Origin of the sequence: Hyphomonas sp. NPDC076881 (genome assembly GCF_050269995.1) — a bacterium.
Taxonomy (GTDB): Bacteria; Pseudomonadota; Alphaproteobacteria; order Caulobacterales; family Hyphomonadaceae; genus Hyphomonas.
This window is the reverse complement of record NZ_JBNNJJ010000001.1, coordinates 37254-57395: the sequence shown is the minus strand read 5'-3', so window position 1 is coordinate 57395 and position 20142 is coordinate 37254. Positions and strand designations below refer to the sequence as shown.

Below are 20142 nucleotides of genomic sequence, written 5' to 3'. Positions count from 1 at the left end.
ATGACCCCACCTCTGATCGAACTGAAAGATGTGACCCGCTATTACGGGTCCGGTGATACCGAAGTCCGCGCATTGGACGGCGTGTCGCTGACCATAGAGACAGGCGAGTTCGTCGCCATCGTCGGCCAATCCGGCTCCGGCAAATCGACGCTGATGAACATGCTCGGCTGTCTCGACCGGCCGACCACCGGCGTTTATTCAATCCGTGGGCAGAATGTCTCTGATCTTGATCCGGATCGTCTCGCGGCCCTGCGCCGCCAGACTTTCGGCTTCATCTTCCAGCGCTACAATCTGCTCGCCAGCGTCACTGCATCGGAGAATGTGGAAATCCCCGCCGTCTATGCAGGGCTCAAGCTCTCTGAGCGCCGGGAGAAGGCTGCAGGTCTCCTCGCCAAGCTCGGCCTCGGTGACCGGATCCACCACAAACCCGGCCAGCTTTCCGGGGGCCAGCAGCAGCGCGTCGCCGTCGCCCGCGCGCTGGTCAATGATGCTGAAGTGATCCTCGCGGACGAGCCTACAGGCGCCCTCGATTCCGGCTCCAGTAATGATCTGCTGAATCTGCTCGAAGACCTCCACGCCTCCGGCCGCACCATTATCCTGATCACCCACGATCAAAATGTCGCCGCCCGCGCCAAGCGCGTGATCGAAATCCGCGATGGCAAGATCGTCTCCGACACCGGCAACCACCAGGCAGTTGCCGAAGAAGCGCCCCAGTATCGCTATGACCGCAAAGGTCCGTCGCCGCTCGCCCAGGTGGTGGAGTCGGTCAAGATGGCGTTCCGCTCATTGCGGGCCAATCTCTTCCGCACCGCGCTCACGCTGCTTGGCGTGGTGATCGGTGTTTCGGCCGTGGTCGCCATGCTGGCCATCGGGGAGGGTAGCCGCGCAGACGTGATGGCGCGGTTTGAGTCCATGGGGCCAAATCTTCTCTTCGTCCGACCCGGCGCCCCCGGCACGCGGATGCGGGGCGGGGCGATCGCCACGCTGACACTGGAAGACGCCCAGGCCCTCGGCGAACTCGACAACATCCTCGCCACTGTGCCCTCGCGCTCCAGCAGCGCCACCCTCCGCAATGGGGGAAAGGACTATTCCAGCTCCATTGAGGGCGTTTCGGAAAGTTGGCCCATCGCCCAGAACCGCGACATGCTCTATGGCACCTTCTTCGAGAAGGAAGATGTTGACCGCCGCATGGGCGTTGTCGTCCTCGGCACCACCACCGCCGGCAACCTCTTCGATGACATCGAGAGCGCCGTTGGCCAATATGTGTTTCTCAGCGGCGCGCCGTTCGAAGTTGCCGGCATCCTCGAATCCAAAGGCGCCTCCTCCTGGGGCCAGGATCAGGATGATATCGCCCTGATCCCCATCACCACAGGCATGATGCGCCTTTTCGGTCAGAGTTACCTCTCCTCGATCACCATTGCCGTGGATGATACGAAGCGCATCGCCGAAACGGAAGCCGAAGCGCAGGCGCTCCTGCTTGCCCGTCACGGCACGGAAGATTTCCAGATCCGCAACACCGCCTCCATCCTCGCTTCGGTCGAGGAAACGCAGAACTCCTTCTCCATCCTGCTCGGCTCTGTCGCGGCCATCTCTCTTCTGGTCGGGGGCATCGGTGTGATGAACATCATGCTGGTCAGCGTGTCCGAACGCACCCGTGAGATCGGCGTGCGCATGGCCACCGGCGCGCGGCGGTCAGACATCCTCACCCAGTTCATCGTGGAATCTCTCGTCGTCGGCGGCCTCGGCGGCATCGCTGGCGTCGCCATCGGCTTCGGCATTGTCTTCATCCTGGCCCAGTCCGGCATGAGCGTCGCCGTCACCCCGCTTCCTGCCATCCTCGCCTTCAGCTCGGCGCTCGGCACCGGCCTTGTCTTCGGCCTCCTGCCAGCCCGCAAGGCATCGCGCCTCGACCCCGTCGCCGCGCTCGCTTCGGAGTAGTTTCATGATCCGTACACTGCTCATCTCCGCCTCCGCGCTCACCCTGGCAGGCTGCGCCAGCATCAACCCCATCCAGCGGGAAACCGCCACGGATGCCGGCATTACCTTGCCCGATGGCTATGACTATGCCGCCGAAATCGCCGCCCTCAGCGCGCCCGAGCAAGCCTGGTGGGCAGGCTTCAACTCCGCTGATCTCGACGCCCTCATCACCGAGGCGCTCGCGGCCAACAATTCGCTGGCCCAGGGCCTGGCGAATGTCGATGCCTCCCGCGCATCGCTGAAGACGGCCAACGCCGCCTTCCTCCCGCAGGCCAGCGGCAGTCTCTCCTCCAGCAGCGACACCGAGGCAGGCCTCGATGATGTGGACGCCAGCGCCCGCCTCTCGGCCAGCTACCAGCTCGACCTGTTCGGGGCCAATGCCGCCAGCCGCAATGCCGCGCTGGCCAACCTTGATGCCGCCATCTTCTCCCAGCGCTCTCTGGAATTGACGGTACAGTCAGATGTCGCCGCCGGTTGGTTTAACCTGCTGTCTGCCCGCGAACAGCTCGCCGTCGCCCGGCGCAACCTCGAAATCTCCGAACGCATCTTCGAGATCGTCCGGGTGCGGTACGAGGCCGGCACGATCTCCGGCTTTGATGTGTCCAGCCAGTCGGCCCAGCTGGCCAATGCCCGCGCGCGCATCCCGCAGCTTGAATCCCAGATCACCAGCCAGGAAACTGCCCTTGCCATCCTCCTCGGCCGCGTGCCGCAGGGCTATACTGCGCCGCAGGCCGATGTGCTGGCCATTGATTTGCCCACGGCCGATCCGGGCATGCCGTCAGACCTGCTGCTGCGCCGGCCAGATCTGATGCAGGCCGAAGCCAGCCTGCGCGCCGCCAATGCCGACATTGACGCCGCCCGCGCGGCCTTCTTTCCCAGTATCGATCTCGGGGCAGGGCTCTCCACCGCGCTGACCGGCGGCACCAATCTTATCGGTTCGCTGTCGGCCTCCGTCGCGCAGACGATCTTCTCCGGCGGCCGCCTTGATGCCCAGCTTGAAAGCGCGCAGGCCCGCCGCGAAGGTCAGATCGCTGCTTATCGCCAGTCGATCCTCAACGCGCTGCGCGATGTCGATGTCAGCCTCAAGGCGATTGATGCCAATGCCGCGCGGGAGGAACAGCTTCTCATCGCCCGGGATGCGGCCCAGGAAGCGTTGCGGGCTGCTGAAATCCAGTATCAGGCAGGCACAGGCGATCTCACCAGCCTCCTGAACGCTCAGCAGAACTATTTCGATGCAGCCAACACCTATGTCCTCGGCCGGCTCGATCGTCTGACAGCGGCCATCAACCTCTATGTCGCGGTGGGCGGCGGCTACTGACCGCCAACTCCGCGACCGGAAGGTGCGGGCTGGACGGATGCCTGAACGGGCGGGGTGGCGATCCCTTAAAATCTCCTGCGACACCTTGCACAAATGCAATTTTGCACATGAGAATGACTTGCAATTGCGCATAAACTCGGGCAGTGGCTGTCTCGGATCACCAAGGGTTCGGGCCTTTCGCATTGAAACAGATTTTTGCCGCCGCACGCTCTTCCTCCGCCTGGAGCAAATCGCCTCTCCGCCATCTGGAGAAGTGGTCCACCTATGCATTCTGGAAGCGGCAGGCGCGCACCTGGCACTGGATGTCGGGCGCCATCTGCCTCATCGGCATGTTGCTGTTTGCGCTCACCGGCATCACCCTCAACCATGCCCACCAGATCCCCGCCAAACCGAAGGTGGAGGAGATGGAAATGGTCCTCTCCGAGGCGGCCCTCGCTGCGCTTTTACCTGAGATCGAAATCGCGGACGGCGCTGCCGTGCCTGGTGAGGCCGCCGCCGAAATCCGCCGCCAGATCGGCGCCGATCTCTCCGGCAAGAAGGGCGAATGGACCGATATAGATGTCTATGTCAGCCTGCCGCGCCCCGGCGGTGATGCCTGGCTCAGCATCGACCGGGAAACCGGCGACGTGCTCTACGAAGTCACCTCCCGCGGTCCGATCTCCTATCTGAACGACCTGCACAAGGGGCGCAGTGCCGGGGCCATCTGGTCGCTGTTCCTCGATGTCTTTGCCGCCGCCTGTATCGTTTTCTGCATGACGGGCCTCTGGCTTCTCCAGATCCATTCCCAGCGGCGCGGGTCCACATGGCCGCTCGTTCTGGGCGGGCTCGCCATTCCCGTCGTCATCCTTCTCTTCTTCCTTCACATATGAGGTGCTCTGTATGCGTGCAGTTCTGACAATTGCCGGTCTTTCCCTGCTCACGGGGCAGGCGATGGCGGAGGATGTCTCCATCGAAGTCGGCATTCCCCGCCTTGATGTGGCCGAATATCACCGCCCCTATGTCGCCATCTGGATTGCCAATCCCGATCACTCCGTCGTCTCCAATATCGCGGTCTGGTATCAGGCCGGCGAAACCGGTGAGGGCAAGGGAGAAACCTGGCTGAAGGACATCCGCCAGTGGTGGCGCCGCACGGGCCGCGAGCTTTCCATGCCGATCGACGGCGTGTCCGGCCCCACCAAGGCGCCAGGCACCCACGAAATCGTTCTGCCAACGGACAAAGGCCCCTTCGGAGAGCTGAAACCCGGAAACTACCAGCTTGTCGTGGAGGCCGCTCGCGAAGTCGGTGGCCGTGAACTCGTCAGCGTGCCGTTCACCTGGCCGCTGAAAGGCGCTGCCCAGACTGCCACGGGCGAGCGCGAACTCGGTAAAGTTACCCTCCGCCTTGCGGGCAAATAGCGCCCAGCCGGGCAACATCATCATGGGAGTCACGAAATGAAACCGACCTTTCTCAAAGCCTGCGCCGTTGCCGCCTTGGCACTCACCATTGCCGGCTCTGCCAGCGCCCACCGCGCCTGGATGCTGCCGTCGTCCTTCACGCTCTCCGGCGAGAACCAGTGGGTTACGGTGGATGGCGCCATCTCCAACAACCTCTTCTATCCCAACCACCACGCGATGAACCTCGATACGGTCACCGTGATCGGCCCGGATGGCAAAGCGGTGGAAGCGCAGAACAAGGCATCGGGCAAATACCGCTCGGTGTTCGATGTGGCGCTGGAAAAGGAAGGCACCTACCGTATCTCCTCCGGCGGCGCCGGCTACATGGCCAGCTGGGAAGAGGGCGGCGAGCGCAAGCGCTGGCGCGGCAATGCCGAGACGCTGAAATCCGAAGGCATCGAAGCCAAGCCCGGTGTTCAGGTGTCCGGCAATGTGCGCCGCATCGAAACCTTCGTGACCCTCGGCTCACCCACCACCACAGTTTTCGCCACCGAAGGCACCGGCCTTGAACTGAAGCCGGTCACCCACCCCAACGATGTGTTCGCCGGCGAGGAAGTGACTTTCCAGCTGGTTATGGATGGCAAGCCGGCTGCGGGCATCGAGGTCGACATCATCCGGGGGAGTGACCGTTACCGCAATTCCGAGGACGGCCTCAAACTCACCACCGACGCCACCGGCACGATCAAATTCACGCCGGAAGAAGCGGGTGCCTACTGGCTCAGCACCGACAGCGAAAGCAAGGGCATGCTGAACGGCAAGGAAATCCAGGTCCGCTCCAGCTACGTCTTCACCTTCGAGGCTCTGCCTCTTTGAGTGAGGTTCGCCTCCTGATCCCAGACGATTTCGGCCGCGGCGATATTACGCCGCGGCCGGATGCATTTATGGGCCTGCGCCTTCAGGGCCAGACGATGGGCACGAACTGGTCGGCCAGCTGGTGCTCCGCGCCGGGCCTGCCGGAAGAAACCGTCAGGGCCGCGCTTGAGGCCGGCTTTGCCAGCATGATCGCTTCGATGAGCCCATGGGAGCCGTCCTCTCTCATCTCCCGCTACAATCGCCTCGCGCCCGGTGAAAGCCTCGCCATCGACGTTCCGTTTGCGGAGGTCATGGTCATTGCGCTGGACGTTGCGCGGGCCAGCGGCGGCGCGCTCGATCCCTGCCTGGGCGGCGAAGTGATGCGCCGGGGCTTTGGGCCCGCCGGCATCGGCGCCGGGGAAGAGGGCAGGGCGCATGGCCCCGCCATCTGGGATCAGCTCTTGCCGGAGCCTGCCCGCCTCTACCAGCCGGGCGGCGTGACGCTCGATCTCAACGCCGTTGCCAAAGGATATGCCGTCGACCAGATGGCCGCCACGCTGGAGCGCTTCGGCATCACCCAATACCTTGTCGAGATCGGCGGCGAGTTTGTGGGCCGGGGCGTCAAGCCGGACCGCTCTCCCTGGTGGGTCGATCTGGAAAACCCGTCACCGGTGGAGGCGCCCTGGCGGCTCGCTCTGGTCGGCCATGGCGTGGCCACGTCTGGCGATTATCGCCAGCAGATTGTCCGGGATTGTCACAAGCTGTCCCATATTGTCCCGGCCGTGTCCCGGGCGTGCCGGTTCGGTGACCTCGCCAGCCTCTCCGTGATCGACAAAACCTGCGCTCTGGCAGATGCCTGGGCCACGGCCCTCTTCGCCATGGGCGATGCGGCCGCCCTTGCCCTGGCAGACCGTCTCGGCCTCGCCGTTCTCGCTCAATACCGCGACGCCCCCGCACGCGCTTCAGCCCGTCTTGCACGCTGGCAGGACTGAAGAGGCGAGGCGCCTTTCAAGGGGCGGCTAACTGCTTTCCGGGTGCCAATCAGCCTGCGTCAAAATGGACAAAGATCCATGAATTCGGAAAATATTCCATAAAACATTGAAAACATTTGACTTAATAATTGCGAATGATAGTCATTAAAACTTGAGTCTCCGGCCTCACCCCTATAGGGAGATTGAGATTAATTCTCAATTGCAGGGGTCTGCCATGAAAATCTATCTCGCCCGGAAAGCCGTTCTCAGCGGCGCTATCCTCGCCGCCGTTCTCTCTGGCCAGACTGCCATTGCTCAATCAGAAGCTGCGACCGGCGAGGACGACGCAGGCGCCGAACGCCTGATGCGCCTCAATGAAATCGTCGTTACCGCTACCGGCTTCGAACAGAAGCTCGTCGATGCTCCCGCCAGCATCAGCATCGTCACCGAAGAGGAGCTCAAGGAACGCCCCTACATGACGCTGATCGACGCCGTCCGCGATCTGGAAGGGGTGGATGTTGGCGAAACCGCCGACAAGACCGGACAAAAAACCATCAGTATGCGGGGTATGGGATCTGACTACACCCTGATCCTGATTGACGGCAAACGCCAGAACAATCATGGCGATATTTATCCAAACAGCTTTAGCGGGAACCAGTTCAATCATATCCCGCCCCTCGACACGATTGAGCGGATCGAAGTGATCCGCGGTCCGGCGTCCACGCTCTATGGATCTGATGCTCTCGGCGGGGTGATCAACATCATCACCAAGAAAACGCTCGACCGCTGGAGCGGATCGGCCACCCTTGGCCGCACCTTCCAGGAGAATGACGATTTTGGCGACGACACGACCGCTGATCTCTTCGTCTCCGGCCCCTTGGTTCCGGGCAAGCTCAACCTCAGCGGCCGGGGCAGCTGGTATAACCGGGAAGCCTCCAATCCGGAATACGCGCCCGTGACCGACCCCGCCGGAGTGGTTCAGACCCGATCCCTCGGCTTCGGCGGCGGCGGCAAGACTGTGGACAATACCAATATCAGCTATGGCTTCACGCTCGACTGGCTGATCGCTGAAAACCAGACCCTCAGCTTTGACTTTGACGGCTCCAAGCAAGACTATGACAATACGCCAACCGTGACTTCTTCGGGCGCTCTCGAATACCCGCTCGGCACTGTGGATGATTACGGCGCCATGCTCCGCATCGGCAGCACTGGCCGGATTGAGCCGCGCGCGGGCTACTCCGAAACGCAGGAGTTTACGCGCGACAGCTGGTCTCTGACGCACAATGGCAGCTGGGGCTTCGGCAAGAGTTTAGTTTCGCTCGCCTATATCGAAACGGACAATAATGGCCGTACACTGCCTTTCAGCGTGGATGAGCGCCAGGCGCTGCAGGGCCTGTGGAACGTGGCCTGCGCCAATGCTGGCGGCACGGTGAATGCCAATGGTTTCTGCCCGACCGCGGGCACCGGCTTTGCCAATGTCAACGCTTGGAACAATCAGTCTGAAGAAGCCAAACTCGCTTTCATGCAGGCCAATCTGACGGCAGATCAATATACGGCGCTTCTTGCCAACCTGCCGCGCCCGAAGCGGACGCTGGAAAGCTCGCAATATACACTGGATGCCAAGCTCGACATGCCGTTCCAGTACGCAGGGGAGCATATTGTCGTCGTCGGCACTCAAGTCATCCGGGGCGAGTTGACGGACGGCGTGTTCGGCCTTGAGCAGGGCCGCGCGGGCGCCGTTCAGGAGCACAATATGTATTCGCTCTTCGTTGAAGACACCTGGACGCCGATTGCGCCCTTCGCGATCACGGGCGGCCTGCGTTATGACGATCATGAGGTGTTCGGCGATCAAGTCAGCCCGCGCCTCTATGGCGTTTATACCGCCTCCCCAAGCCTGACGGTGAAGGGCGGTGTCAGCACCGGTTTCAAAACGCCGAAAACGACGCAGCTTTATGCCGGCGTGGTCGGCTTTGGCGGCCAGGGCACTTCGCCGCAATTCGGCAACCCGGACCTCAAGCCGGAAACCAGCACCAGCACCGAACTGGCTGTCTACTGGCAGCATTCAGGCGGTCACAATTTCAACGCAACGATCTTCCGCAATGAGTTCGAGGACAAGATCGCGTCCCAGCCCTGCGGTGGCAGCCTTGCGCTCAGCTGTGTCAGCACGGGCGACTATGCCGATCTCGGCTATGCCAACAGCAGCAAGACGGTGAACATCGACAAGGTGGTGATCGAAGGCGCGGAGATTGCCGGCCGTTACATGATCCTCGACAGCCTGAGCCTTCGCGGCAACTACACCTATACCGACAGCGAACAGAAAAGCGGGGCCAATGCCGGCCAACCGCTGACCAACACGGCCAAGCATATGGCCAACGCCACGCTGGACTGGAGCGTCACCGACAAGTTCAGTACACAGCTTTCCTCGGAGTTGCGGTCCAAACGGTTTCGTGGCGTCAGCAGCGTTACCGGCGAGCATCTCTACTACAAGGATTATGTCGTCTATAATCTGGGCGCGCAGTACCGTCTGAATGATCGCGTTACGGTAAGCGGGCGCGTCAACAATCTGCTGGACGAGGATTTCACCTCCTACCAGTACAGCTTCACCGACAATGGCGATGGCAGCTGGGCCCTCTCGACCGAGGACGACTATAACAACAAGGACAAGGCCCGCAGCTTCTGGGTGAGCGTCAATCTGAGCTTCTGAAGGAGGCTGGAAAGCGCTTCGCTTTCTCCAGCATCATCATTCCCGAATTCCCGGCAGGCACCCGCACATTGCGGGTGCCTGTTGTTTTTCTGGGGAATTCTGCTGATCCGGCGCCATTGTACTTGCAGTTTTGCAGTCTCGTGGATGCCTATACAATTATTGATGATACCAAATCGGCATGATTTCAGATGCCGCCCTGATTCGAGACCTGAAGACGATTGCCGGCGCCGGGCATGTGTATACCGGCGCACGCGGCATGCGGCGGTTTGTGATGGGATACCGGCACGGAGAGGGGCGGGCGCTTGCGGTTGTGCTGCCTGGATCCTTGGTCGATCTCTGGCGGACGGCGCGGGCCTGTGTGCGGGCGGGGCGGATCATCATCATGCAGGCCGCCAATACCGGGCTGACGGGCGGCTCTACCCCCGATGGCGTATATGACCGCGGCGTGGTGGTGATCAACACGATGCGGCTGAAGGGCATCCACATGCTGAATGCCGGGGCGCAGGTTGTCTGCCTTCCGGGCGCGACGCTGTTCGAACTGGAGCGGGAACTAAGGCCGCTGAACCGGGAGCCGCATTCCGAGATCGGATCATCCTGCCTGGGCGCATCGGTGCAGGGCGGGGTCTGCAACAGCTCTGGCGGCGCGCTGGTGCGGCGGGGGCCTGCCTATACCGAGGCGGCAATCTATGCGCGGGTCGACGAGACAGGTGACCTGCGGCTGGTCAACGAACTCGGCATCGAACTGGGCCGGGACCCGGAGAAACAGCTTGAGAATCTGGAGCGCGGGAACTTTGCGCGTGTGCTGAGTGACATGCATGAGCGTGCCTGTTCGGCAAAGGCTTATGTGGACCATGTGCGCGAAGTGGATGCGGCCACGCCTGCGCGGTACAATGCCGATCCGCGTTTCCTCAAGGGCGTGAGCGGAAGTGCGGGCCGGGTTGTCGTGTTTGCTGTGCGGCTGGATACTTTCCCCAAGCCGGTGGACTGCCGGGTGTTCCATCTGGCAACGGACGATCCGACGGTGTTGGCCGACATTCGCCGGCGGATGCTGAAGGATACGGCGCTGGTGCCGATTGCGGCGGAATACATGCACCGGGATATGTTCCAGATGGCGGAGCTCTATGGGAAGGATACCTTCCTGGCGGTGCGGATGCTGGGCGTTGACCGTTTGCCGATGCTTTTCCGGCTGAAGGCGGCGGTTGACGGCTTGGCAGAACGAATGGGGTTTGGCGGATTGCATGTCAGCGACCGGGCGCTGCAATGGCTGAGCCGGCTGGCGCCGCAGCATCTGCCGGACCGGTTCCGCCAGATGGGCGCGCGCTATGAGCATCATCTTCTGGTCAGGGTGGATGGGGAGCAGGTGAATGCCATTCGCGCGCTTCTGGCCGACAGACTGCCGCCGGAAAAGGGCGAGGCGAATGAATGCAGCCCGCGCGAGGGGCGGAAGGTTTTCCTGCACCGCTTCGTGGCGGCGGGCGCGGCCATCCGGTATGCTCTGCTGCGCGGAAACTCCGCTGGCGGACTGGTGGCGCTCGACGTGGCGCTGCGCCGGAACGACAAGGTGTGGTGGTATGTGTTGCCCGATCACCTTCGAGAGATGGTGGACCGCACCCTCGTATACGGCCATTATTTCTGCCATGTGTTTCATCAGGATTTCATCCTGAAGAAGGGCGCAGATGCCGAAGCCTTCAAGCGCGGGATGCTGCGCCATTATGAGGCGCGCGGGGCTGAATGCCCGGCGGAACATAATGTGGGGCATCTCTATGAGGCCAAGCCCGCGCTGGCGGAATTTTACCGCGACCTTGATCCCACCAACTCGCTCAATCCCGGCATCGGCAAGACATCCCGCCTCAAGAACTGGCGCTGAAACGTTCAGCGATGCTCGTGCCAGAGGACGGGCCGCGCGATTTCACGGGGATATTCCGTACGCATCGTTGTGAGGTATCGCCTTTCCAGGCTGCGCAGGGTTTGGGTGGCGAGCCCTTCATCGCCCGCTGCGATGGCATCCCGGATGAGGCAGAGGCCATCGAGCGCGGCTTCACGCTGGGCTTCATTTGGGCGGATGCCAGTCGTCCAGGTGATGCGGCGCAAGGCTGGCATCAGGAACAGGAACAGCGGGTTGCGGGCGGAAAGCGTCATCTGCTCCCAGAATTCCAGATAGAGCTCGTAATAGGCATCATAGTCGCCAAGATTGGCTCTGAGCGCATCGAGCAGGGCATTCATCTCTGCGATGTCCTGCGGGGTGGCGCGCTGGGCGGCAAGGGCGGCCATGCCCGGCTCGATCGCGATGCGGGCCTCGATCAGCGACTCGATGGTGGCGCCGGAAAACTGCAGCAGCAGGGCCATCGTGGAGGCGAGGCTTTCCCAATGGGGGCAGGCGACAAAGTGGCCGCCATTGGGGCCTGTGCGGATTTCCAGAACGCCCTGGATCTGGAGATAACGGAGCGCCTCGCGCAGTGTGCCGCGGGCGACACGGTATTTCTCCAGCGCCTCGGCCTCCGAGAGGTATTTCTGGCCGGCGGCGATACGCTCCTCATGGATATGGCGGACGATTTCGCGGGCAACCTTCAGGGCGCCCTTTTCGCGCGGCTTCCGGGCCGCTTGCGGCTGGGTGGCCTGCGGTGCTTCCGCCAGGCCATTTGCTAACTGTTTGGCTTTCATTCCCAGTCCAGACTTTCTAACCCGCGCCGCCTCTTTTTCCGCCGTTCCGGCAGAGACAGCGCGCCCCTTGGTTCTGGCAGTGTCCTTTCGCTGTGATGGTTAATCCAGTCAACTACTCTATGAGTTTAGCCAGAGGTGGCGCGAGGGAAGGTGGAAGGGCGCTGCGGCCAGCAGCTTTGCCCGGATCACGCGAGTGGCGTGGCCGGTAAATGCAACTGATTTCAGAGGTGGCGCTGCGGCGTCAGGATGTATCGGCGCGCAGGCCGGAGGATGGACCGGCAGGCGCCCGGGCGGCGGTGTGATTGAGGAACGCCCAGATCTCGCCATTCGGGATCATGGGTTTGAGGCGGCGCGCGCAGAGGCCGGCGGCCTTCAGAATGGCCGCCATGCGGGCGGCATGGGGATAAGGATCATCCAGCACGGCCTTGAGCGCGGCGAGGCGCGCGCCGAGCAGGGCCGCAGGATCAACCGGACAGGCGGCGGGGCCGGGAAGCGCTGGCACGGGGCGGGCCACAGGGCGCGCGCGGGACTGGCGTGCCTTCCAGGCTTCCAGCAGGGGATCGGCCTTGCCGGCCTGCTCAAAGCCCCGGGCGAGGCTCCAGAGGCTGAGTGAAAACTGTTTGGAGGCGCGGCGCGGACGGCGCGTGCGGCCGCCAGCGGGCAGCGTGTGGCTTACCACAAAGGGGGCGGGCTTGGGCGCCGCCGGGCGGGCACGCAGAACGATCAGCAGGCAGCGGAAGATATGTTCCAGCCAGCGCGTGCGCACGGCGGCAAAGCGCAGGACGCTGTTGCGGGCTTTGCCCGGCGCCATCTGCCGCGCCCAGGCCGCCGTTGCCATCAGCATAAGGAGCACCATGCGCGCCGCGACCCACACGGCCTTACCGGGTGTGCGGGGGCGCCGGGGCGCAGAGGAAGGGCGGCTGGTGATCATGCCGCAAAGTCTGCCCGCTACTGAAGGCAGGCGGATAAGGGCATGTGATTTGCCGCCAGATCCCCGATGGCAGCAGGCAGAAGCCCCGTGGATAGGCGGGGCGCCTATCCACGGAAATTTCCGTCAGCGGTCGATTTCCAGATCGTTTTCGCCCGCCTCACTCATGGAGAATTCGTTCCAGAGCGCGTTGAGGATGCCGAAGGTCAGCGCGAAGCCGAGGCCGAGAATCCAGGTGAAATACCACATTGTTCAAACTCCTCAGTATTTGCCTTCGCTGGTGGCTTCCTCGATCGTCAGCCGGCCCCAGAGCACCTTGAAGACCCAGGCCGTGTAAGCCAGCACGATGGGCAGGAAGATAACCGTGGCGATCAGCATGATGAACAGCGTGACATGGCTCGATGAGCTGTCCCAAACGGTCAGGCTGGCAGTGGGATTGACGCTGCTGGGCAGGATGAACGGGAACATCGAGGCACCGACCGAGGCAATGATGCCGGTGGCGGCGAGGCCCGAGCCCGCCATCGCCAGCGGCGACTTCCGGCCCAGCGCCCAGAAGGCGAGCAGGCTGCCGCCAAAGCCCGCGAGCGGGGCGAGAATGAGGAAGGGATACCTTCCGTAATTGCCCATCCAGGCGCCTGCCTCAACGAGGACTTCCTTGCGCAGCGGGTTTGCCTGGCCGTGGGGATCGATATCCGACACGATGCGGTAGCCCATGCCCGACTGCCACAGCCAGATGCCGGCGAGCGCATAGAAGACAATGACGGCGAGGGCGGCGATGCGGCCATATTTCACCGCGCGGTCCATCACCGGGCCATGCTCGAGCTTCACCACGAGCCAGGACGCGCCGTGAACCACCAGCATGGCGACAGAGGCGAGACCTGCCAGCAGGGCGAAGGGGTTGAGCAGGCCGAAGAGGCCGCCGTCATAAGTGGCGCGCATGGTGCGGTCGATGTCGAAGGGGACGCCCTGCAGCACGTTTCCGAGGGCCACGCCGAAGATCAGCGCCGGGACGAAACCGCCGATGAAGAGGGCCCAGTCCCAGTTGCGCCGCCAAGCTTTGCCGGCACGTTTGGAGCGGTATTTGAAGCCGACCGGACGCAGGATGAGCGCGGCAAGCACCACAAACATCGCCAGGTAAAAGCCCGAGAAGCTGACCGCATAGACAAATGGCCAGGCGGCGAAGAGCGCGCCGCCGCCGGTGATCAGCCAGACCTGGTGACCTTCCCACATCGGGCCGATGGAGTTGATCACGAGGCGGCGTTCCGCATCCGTCTTGCCGACGAAGGGCAGCAGGGTGGCGACGCCGAGGTCGTACCCGTCGGTCAGGGCGTAGCCGATCAGGAGGATGCCGACGAGCGCCCACCAGATGACTTTCAGAGTGGCATAGTCGAGTGGGATATCCATTGTTGTTCTCCCTCAGACGTCGAACTGGACAGAGCGCCCGCCGGTGGGGCCTTCGCTGGTCACACCCTCGGGGAGGATGCGCCCGCCAGGCCCGGCCTTGATGGCGCGAAGCATGAGGCTGATCTCGATCACGGCGAGTGTGCCGTAGAGGAGGGTGAAGCCGACCATCGTCATGATGACCTGCGAGGCCGACAGGCTGGAGACCCCCAGGAAGGTGGGCAGCACGCCGTCGATTACCCAGGGCTGGCGGCCGACTTCGGCCAGGACCCAGCCGAGTTCTGCCGCGATCCAGGGCAGCGGGATCGCCAGGATCGCCACCCGCAGGAACCATTTGGGCACCTTGCGTTTCATGCTGATGAAGAAGAAGGCGAGCGCAAAGATGCCAATGAAGAGAAAGCCCAGCCCCGCCATGATACGGAAGGAGAAAAAGGCCATCATCACATTCGGCACCGTGTCGAAGGAGGCCTTGGTGATTGTTTCCTTGTCTGCCGTCAGCGGATCATCGACATAGCGCAGCAGGAGGAGGGCGTAGCCGAGATCCTGCTTGGTCTGCTCGAAGGTTTCGCGGGCAGCGACATCCTCCGGATTGTCGTTGAGGCGCTGCACGGCTTCATAGGCGTGGAGACCATTCTCGATGCGGCTTTCGGCGATAGCGACGAGCGGCAGGATGCCTTCGACTTCACCGTCGAGCGAGCGGGTGGAGATCAGGCCGAGGATCCACGGGAACTTCACTTCGAAGTGGGTTTCGTGGGTTCTCTGGTCCGGAATGCCGATCAGCGTCAGCGGCGCGGGCGCTTCCTCCGTGTGCCACATGGCTTCGAGCGCGGCGAGCTTCATCTTCTGGTTATCGGTGAGCGCGTAGCCGCTTTCATCGCCGAGGACGACGACCGAGAAGGCAGAGAGAAGACCGAAGCTGGCGGCGACTGCCATGGAGCGCTTGGCGAGGCCAAGATGGCGCCCCTTCAGCACATACCAGGCCGAAACGCCGAGTACGAAGACCGAGGCAGTGACATAGCCGGCGCTGACGGTGTGGACGAATTTGGCCTGGGCGACGGGGTTGAAGATCACTTCCATGAAGTTGGTGATTTCCATCCGCATCGTCTCGGGATTGAACTCCGAGCCGACGGGGTTCTGCATCCAGCCATTGGCGACGAGAATCCAGAGCGCCGAGAGGTTCGAGCCCAGCGCCACGAGGAAAGTGACGAGCCAGTGAACCGGGCGGGAGAGCTTGTCCCAGCCGAAGAACATGAGGCCGACAAGCGTGGCCTCCAGAAAGAAGGCCATCAGGCCTTCGATGGCGAGAGGCGCGCCGAAAATGTCGCCGACATAATGGGAATAGTAGGACCAGTTCATGCCGAACTGGAACTCCATCGTGATGCCGGTGGCGACGCCGAGCACGAAATTGATGCCGAACAGCGTTCCCCAGAATTTGGTGATGCGCTTCCAGACTTCCTTGCCGGTCATCACATACGCGCCTTCCATGATCACCAGGATCATCGAGAGGCCGAGGGTGAGCGGCACGAAGAGGAAGTGGTACATTGCGGTGAGGGCGAACTGCCAGCGTGACAGGTCCGCTACGAGGAGATCGGGCATTTCCCAGCTCCGTTGTTGTGCAGCGTCATGCTGCGTATTTCACGAATCTCTAAAGTAATCCGTGGGTGAAGTCACGCCGCGATAAGTCGCATGCGTCACTTGGAGCGTCCACAGTAGAATTACGTACATGGCATCGTCAGAACTGCAGAAAGGAGCGCGGCTAAAGCGCTGGAGCGGCGCGGCAAAAGCGGCGTCGGGGCAGGCATTCCTGCTGCAGATGATCGGGCTTCTGGCCTGGGTGGGGATTGCGTTCGGCATCGGCTACGGGGTGGACAATTTGTCCAACCGCGTGCCGGCCGGGGGACTGCTGCTTCTGGCCGCAGGGTGCGCCCTGGTGCGCGCGCTGGCCGGATGGTTGCATGACGGCGCGGCGGCTCGCGCAGGGCTGGTGATTGTGGCAGCAGCGCGCGGCGAGATATTCGAGACACTGAAGGTCCGCGGCACCGGGATGCTGGAAGGCGCCGGGGCGGGCATGCGCACGTCACAGGTGATCGACCGTACAGGGAAGCTGGCCGGCTATGCCGCGCGCTGGGTACCGGGGCAGCGGATGGCGCTGGCCGGGCCGGTGATCGTGCTGGTGGCGGTGGCGACGCAGAGCTGGCTGGCGGCGGCGCTGCTGCTGGTTTCCGTGCTGGTGTTGCCGGCGTTCATCTGGCTGACGCTGAGCGAGGTGACGGCGGTGGCGCGGGCGCAGCAGACATCGCTGGATCAGCTGTCGGGCGCATTCCAGGCGCGGGCGGCGCAGGCGGGCATTATTCGCGCGTTCCGGGCGGTGACGCGGGAAACGGCGGCGCTGGCGGAAGCCTCCTCAGACCTCCGTAGCCGGACGATGAAGGTGTTGCGGGTGGCGTTCCTTTCCACAGCGGTGCTGGAGTTCTTCGCCTCAATCTCTGTGGCGATGGTGGCGGTGTATGTGGGGTTCAAGCTGCTGGGCGTATTTCCATTTGCGACCGGGGAGACGCTGACGCTGGCGGAAGGGATGACGATCCTTATCCTTGTGCCGGAATTCTTTGCGCCGATCCGCAAACTGTCGGCGTTGCACCATGACCGGGCAGACGGGACGGCTGCGGCAGGGTTTCTGGATGACTGGCTGGAGGCGGCGGCGGCGCGGCCTCTGCCGGAGCGGTTACCGGCACTCCGGGCGGCGCCGGAGATTGCGTTTCAGGATGTGGCGGTGGCGTTCGGCAATGACGCGCGGCTGGAGGGGGTAAGTTTTACAGCCCGGCCCGGTGAGATGGTGGCGCTGACCGGGCCCTCGGGCGCGGGCAAGACGACGCTGCTGAAGCTGCTGGTGGGGCAAGGCGGGGTGACCGGCGGCGCGGTGCGGGTGGATGGCGCGGTGCTGGCGCCGGGGGCGAGCCTTGCCGAAAGCGCGACCTGGATCAGCCAGACCCCCTGGATGATCGAGGGCAGCGTGGCCGACAATCTGCGGCTGGCGGCGCCGGAGGCGGGGGACGCTGACCTGCGCGCGGCGCTGGTGGCGGTGGGCCTGGCGGAGGCCGGAGAGGCAGATGCGCTGCTGGCGCGGCAACTGGGGCGGGGCGGCAGCGGGCTTTCGGGCGGGCAGCGGCAGCGGATCGGGCTGGCGCGGGTGATCCTGCGAGGATCTGGCCTTCTGCTGCTGGATGAGCCGACCGCGCACCTCGATGAGGGGGCAGAACAGGACTTCATCCGGACACTTCGGGACATTTCCCGGACAAGGACGGTCATTCTGGGGACACATTCGGACAATCTGCGCGCAGCGTGTGACCGTGTGGTCGATCTGGCCGCCCATCGGCAGGAGGCGGCGCCATGATGAAACTCTGGTCAGCGCTTGGGGCGCCGGGGCGCCTGCAGTTCGTGCTGGCGATGGGGCTGGCGGCGGTCGCCGCGATTGCCGGCGTGGTGCTGATGGGGCTGTCGGGCTGGTTCCTGGTTGCCGGCGCGCTGGCCGGCGTGGCGGGGGCGGGGCACAGTTTCAATCACCTGTTCCCGAGCGCGGGGGTGCGCGGGGCCGCCTTCACCCGGGTGCTGGGACGATATGGCGAGCAACTGGCCGGGCATGACGCGACCCTCAGCCTGTCAGCGCGGCTGCGCCCGCGCGTCTTCGAGGCCGGGGCGCGCAGCCGCAGGGGGCTGTCACCGATGGCGTCGGCAGACCTGACGGCGCTGGTGGATGACATGGACGCAGCCGAGGGCGCGTTCCTGAAAGTGGTGCTGCCGGGGATCGGAGTGATTTCCGGCTACGTGATTGCGCTCGGCCTGGCGCTGGCGAGCGATGTGGTGCTGTTTGTTCTGGCGGTGCTGGCCGCAGCCTTGGCGGCAGGGGCGCTGCCCTTCCTGGCCGTGCAGGCGGCGCAGCGGCGCGCGGCCGTTCTGAGCCTTCAGGCGGACGCCGCGCGCGGGGATGTGGCGCGCCTGATCGAGAACGCGACGGAGCTGGACGTTTATGGCGCGCTGAGGCGCTATGCCGGGGAGGCTGAAGCGACCCTGGCGCGCTGGCAGAAAGAGAGCGAGGCGCTGGAGCGGCCTTTCCGGGGGCTTTCGGCCATTCTCAGCGCCGTGGGCGTGGGGATGGGCGTGCTGGCCCTGTGGCGGGCAGCCGTGACGCAGGGCGACCTGCCGATGGCGGCGGGGGCGGCGCTGGCGCTGATGGCGGCGTTTGAAGCCGCGTCAGCCATGCTGAAGGTGATGGAGGCCGCGCCAAAGGCGAAGGCGGCGTCTGACCGGCTGGCAGACCGGCTGGAAGGCGGGGCAGCGGCGTGGGACGCGGCGCCCGAAACGGCGCAGGCGATTGACAGCGTGTTTCCACTGGAAGTGCGTGGGCTGACGGTATCAGCGGCGCCGGGCGCGCCGCAGACGCCGGTGGTGAGCTTCCGCATTGAAGCAGGCACCGTGACCCAGCTGACCGGGGCGTCGGGCGTGGGCAAGTCCACCCTGGCGGAGGCGCTGATGCGGCTGCATCCGGTGGCGCCGGGGATGCTGAGTTATGGCGGGGCGGAAGCGTGCGGTGTACGGATTGCTTCGGTGCTGGAGCGGATTTCCATGAGCCCGCAGATGCCGGCCTTCCTGCCGGGCACGGTGGCAGATCAGTTGCGGCTGGCAAAGCCGGAGGCGAGCGAGGCGGAGATGCGCGCGGCGCTGGAAACGGCGCTGGCCGATGAGTTTGTATTTGCGCGGGCCGAGGGGCTGGAGAGCCTGATCGGCGAGGGCGGGGCAGGGTTTTCGGGCGGCGAGCTGCGGCGGCTGGGGCTTGCGCGGGCGCTGCTGGCAGGGCCGGAACTGCTGATCCTGGACGAGCCCTTTGCAGGACTGGACAAGGCGCTGGCAGACCGGCTGGCGGCGCGCCTGTCAGACTGGCTGGCAGGCGGGCAGCGGGCAATCCTCATCCTGCAACACAAGGCCGATGGCCGGGGCTGGCCTCAGAAGACGGCTTTTTCTGTGGTGCTGTAGATGTGGGCCATGGCGTCAGCGAGCGCTTCGGCCAGGCGGAAATAGGCGGGCGGGACGAAGCCGGGTTCCTTGCTGACCGGCAGGACGGGCGAGCGGGCGACGCTGATGACGAAGGGCTTGCCCCCGGCCTCGACAAAATCGATGCGGCCATAGTCGAGCCCGAGACGTGCGCGCAGATCGAGAAGCTCCTGAGGCGGGGTCCATTCTTCCAGGCTTTGCGGAATGGATGTGCGGATGATGGCGGCGCCGGAAGTCTGCAGGCTGAGGAAATGCTCATCGCCGAGAAAATGATACTGGCGCAGGATATAGCGGCCGGCGCTTTCTTCCGGCAGGAATTTCTGGACGATATATCCGGGGGCGAACTTTTCGGCCGGAACATCGTTGAGGGAGGGGTAGATGCGATAATTGTCGTTGGCGATGGCTTCGCGCGGGGCAGCGGTGCGGGTGAGGCCGGTGAGGCGGCGCAGGAGGCTGGCGCGCTCGGATGTGGATGGGCCGATATAGCCCTGGTCTGACTTGACGATGACAGCGCCCCTATAGGCCGCGCCCGCCTGCAGAAGGCCGCTGGAATAACGATGCTTGCGCAGGTCGCCCGCGCCGGCATTGAAGGTGACCGGGTATTGCGCGGCAAAACGGTTGTACTCTTCCGGCACGATTGGCCGGCTGAGATTGAGGAAGAGGAGATCTGCCTCGACGAAGCTGCGCGTGCCCGAAAGCTCGATCACCTCGATGCCGCTGGCGCGCCAATGTTCGGCCAGAAGATCTGTGAGGTGTGTGCGATGGCCGGGCTCATGGCCGGAATTGTTCAGGATAGCGATCCGGTCGAGCGTGTGGCGCAGCGGCCGGGGCGCGGCCCCGCTGAGGCGAGGGACAGTCTGATTACGCACGGCGTGTCCTTTCCAGCATTCACATACAGCAGCGCCGGTGG

The 20142-nt window shown here is 63.9% G+C and carries 16 protein-coding genes; 10 read left to right on the top strand and 6 right to left on the bottom strand.

Features of this window, described 5'->3' with window-relative positions; all coding sequences use genetic code 11:
- The 8 genes from ACQKI2_RS00255 to dld all read left to right on the top strand — a co-directional run bounded on the left by ACQKI2_RS00255 (position 1) and on the right by dld (position 11063).
- Positions 1 to 1938: a MacB family efflux pump subunit gene (locus ACQKI2_RS00255; protein ID WP_427377741.1), complete on the top strand. Its 1938-nt coding sequence runs from the start codon at positions 1 to 3 to the stop codon at positions 1936 to 1938.
- Positions 1939 to 1942: 4 nt separating this feature from the next.
- Positions 1943 to 3295 (top strand): efflux transporter outer membrane subunit, encoded by a 1353-nt coding sequence (locus tag ACQKI2_RS00250; protein WP_427377740.1) that lies wholly within the window; start codon positions 1943 to 1945, stop codon positions 3293 to 3295.
- Between the two features lie 302 nt (positions 3296 to 3597).
- Positions 3598 to 4164: a PepSY-associated TM helix domain-containing protein gene (locus ACQKI2_RS00245; RefSeq protein ID WP_427378032.1), complete on the top strand. Its 567-nt coding sequence runs from the start codon at positions 3598 to 3600 to the stop codon at positions 4162 to 4164.
- Positions 4165 to 4174: 10 nt separating this feature from the next.
- Positions 4175 to 4690, top strand: coding sequence for a DUF2271 domain-containing protein (locus tag ACQKI2_RS00240; RefSeq protein WP_427377739.1), 516 nt, complete (start codon positions 4175 to 4177; stop codon positions 4688 to 4690).
- Positions 4691 to 4726: 36 nt separating this feature from the next.
- Entirely contained in the window at positions 4727 to 5542 is an 816-nt protein-coding gene (locus tag ACQKI2_RS00235) for a DUF4198 domain-containing protein (RefSeq protein WP_427377738.1), read from the top strand.
- A gap of 68 nt (positions 5543 to 5610) precedes the next feature.
- Positions 5611 to 6513, top strand: coding sequence for an FAD:protein FMN transferase (locus ACQKI2_RS00230; RefSeq protein ID WP_427377737.1), 903 nt, complete (start codon positions 5611 to 5613; stop codon positions 6511 to 6513).
- Between the two features lie 214 nt (positions 6514 to 6727).
- Positions 6728 to 9196, top strand: coding sequence for a TonB-dependent receptor domain-containing protein (locus ACQKI2_RS00225; protein WP_427377736.1), 2469 nt, complete (start codon positions 6728 to 6730; stop codon positions 9194 to 9196).
- Positions 9197 to 9374: 178 nt separating this feature from the next.
- Positions 9375 to 11063 carry a D-lactate dehydrogenase gene (gene dld / locus ACQKI2_RS00220; protein ID WP_427377735.1) on the top strand — a complete coding sequence of 563 codons (1689 nt, stop codon included), beginning with the start codon at positions 9375 to 9377 and terminating at the stop codon, positions 11061 to 11063.
- Between the two features lie 5 nt (positions 11064 to 11068).
- On the opposite strand, the gene ACQKI2_RS00215 is transcribed toward dld, so the two are convergent.
- The 5 genes from ACQKI2_RS00215 to ACQKI2_RS00195 form a co-directional block, all read right to left on the bottom strand.
- A complete protein-coding gene (locus tag ACQKI2_RS00215) occupies positions 11069 to 11857 on the bottom strand; it encodes a FadR/GntR family transcriptional regulator (RefSeq protein WP_427377734.1) in 789 nt (262 codons plus the stop codon).
- Positions 11858 to 12098: 241 nt separating this feature from the next.
- Positions 12099 to 12788, bottom strand: coding sequence for a hypothetical protein (locus ACQKI2_RS00210; protein ID WP_427377733.1), 690 nt, complete (start codon positions 12786 to 12788; stop codon positions 12099 to 12101).
- Between the two features lie 123 nt (positions 12789 to 12911).
- Entirely contained in the window at positions 12912 to 13034 is a 123-nt protein-coding gene (cydX, locus tag ACQKI2_RS00205) for a cytochrome bd-I oxidase subunit CydX (RefSeq protein ID WP_035595576.1), read from the bottom strand.
- A 12-nt stretch (positions 13035 to 13046) separates the two neighbouring features.
- Positions 13047 to 14189, bottom strand: a complete 1143-nt coding sequence (gene cydB, locus ACQKI2_RS00200) for a cytochrome d ubiquinol oxidase subunit II (RefSeq protein ID WP_427377732.1) — start codon at positions 14187 to 14189, stop codon at positions 13047 to 13049.
- Positions 14190 to 14201: 12 nt separating this feature from the next.
- Positions 14202 to 15782 carry a cytochrome ubiquinol oxidase subunit I gene (locus ACQKI2_RS00195; protein ID WP_427377731.1) on the bottom strand — a complete coding sequence of 527 codons (1581 nt, stop codon included), beginning with the start codon at positions 15780 to 15782 and terminating at the stop codon, positions 14202 to 14204.
- Positions 15783 to 15909: 127 nt separating this feature from the next.
- On the opposite strand from ACQKI2_RS00195, the gene cydD reads away from it, so the two are divergent.
- Both cydD and ACQKI2_RS00185 read left to right on the top strand, forming a co-directional pair.
- Positions 15910 to 17577 carry a thiol reductant ABC exporter subunit CydD gene (gene cydD, locus ACQKI2_RS00190; protein ID WP_427377730.1) on the top strand — a complete coding sequence of 556 codons (1668 nt, stop codon included), beginning with the start codon at positions 15910 to 15912 and terminating at the stop codon, positions 17575 to 17577.
- Complete coding sequence (locus ACQKI2_RS00185; protein ID WP_427377729.1) at positions 17574 to 19214, top strand: ATP-binding cassette domain-containing protein; 1641 nt, start codon at positions 17574 to 17576, stop codon at positions 19212 to 19214. Before cydD ends, ACQKI2_RS00185 begins: the two co-directional genes overlap by 4 nt.
- Here the strand turns inward: ACQKI2_RS00185 and ACQKI2_RS00180 are convergent.
- Positions 19184 to 20101 (bottom strand): hypothetical protein, encoded by a 918-nt coding sequence (locus ACQKI2_RS00180; protein WP_427377728.1) that lies wholly within the window; start codon positions 20099 to 20101, stop codon positions 19184 to 19186. The genes ACQKI2_RS00185 and ACQKI2_RS00180 overlap by 31 nt on opposite strands.
- Between the last annotated feature and the right edge of the window lie 41 nt (positions 20102 to 20142).

Coding starts and splice junctions, on each gene's coding strand:
- ACQKI2_RS00210 (WP_427377733.1), bottom strand. CDS start 12,788: ATGATCACCAGCCGCCCTTCCTCTGCGCCCCGGCGCCCCCGCACACCC.
- ACQKI2_RS00195 (WP_427377731.1), bottom strand. CDS start 15,782: ATGCCCGATCTCCTCGTAGCGGACCTGTCACGCTGGCAGTTCGCCCTC.
- ACQKI2_RS00255 (WP_427377741.1), top strand. CDS start 1: ATGACCCCACCTCTGATCGAACTGAAAGATGTGACCCGCTATTACGGG.
- dld (WP_427377735.1), top strand. CDS start 9,375: ATGATTTCAGATGCCGCCCTGATTCGAGACCTGAAGACGATTGCCGGC.
- ACQKI2_RS00215 (WP_427377734.1), bottom strand. CDS start 11,857: ATGAAAGCCAAACAGTTAGCAAATGGCCTGGCGGAAGCACCGCAGGCC.
- ACQKI2_RS00235 (WP_427377738.1), top strand. CDS start 4,727: ATGAAACCGACCTTTCTCAAAGCCTGCGCCGTTGCCGCCTTGGCACTC.
- ACQKI2_RS00245 (WP_427378032.1), top strand. CDS start 3,598: ATGTCGGGCGCCATCTGCCTCATCGGCATGTTGCTGTTTGCGCTCACC.
- ACQKI2_RS00225 (WP_427377736.1), top strand. CDS start 6,728: ATGAAAATCTATCTCGCCCGGAAAGCCGTTCTCAGCGGCGCTATCCTC.
- ACQKI2_RS00240 (WP_427377739.1), top strand. CDS start 4,175: ATGCGTGCAGTTCTGACAATTGCCGGTCTTTCCCTGCTCACGGGGCAG.
- ACQKI2_RS00250 (WP_427377740.1), top strand. CDS start 1,943: ATGATCCGTACACTGCTCATCTCCGCCTCCGCGCTCACCCTGGCAGGC.
- ACQKI2_RS00185 (WP_427377729.1), top strand. CDS start 17,574: ATGATGAAACTCTGGTCAGCGCTTGGGGCGCCGGGGCGCCTGCAGTTC.
- cydX (WP_035595576.1), bottom strand. CDS start 13,034: ATGTGGTATTTCACCTGGATTCTCGGCCTCGGCTTCGCGCTGACCTTC.
- ACQKI2_RS00230 (WP_427377737.1), top strand. CDS start 5,611: ATGGGCCTGCGCCTTCAGGGCCAGACGATGGGCACGAACTGGTCGGCC.
- cydD (WP_427377730.1), top strand. CDS start 15,910: ATGGCATCGTCAGAACTGCAGAAAGGAGCGCGGCTAAAGCGCTGGAGC.
- cydB (WP_427377732.1), bottom strand. CDS start 14,189: ATGGATATCCCACTCGACTATGCCACTCTGAAAGTCATCTGGTGGGCG.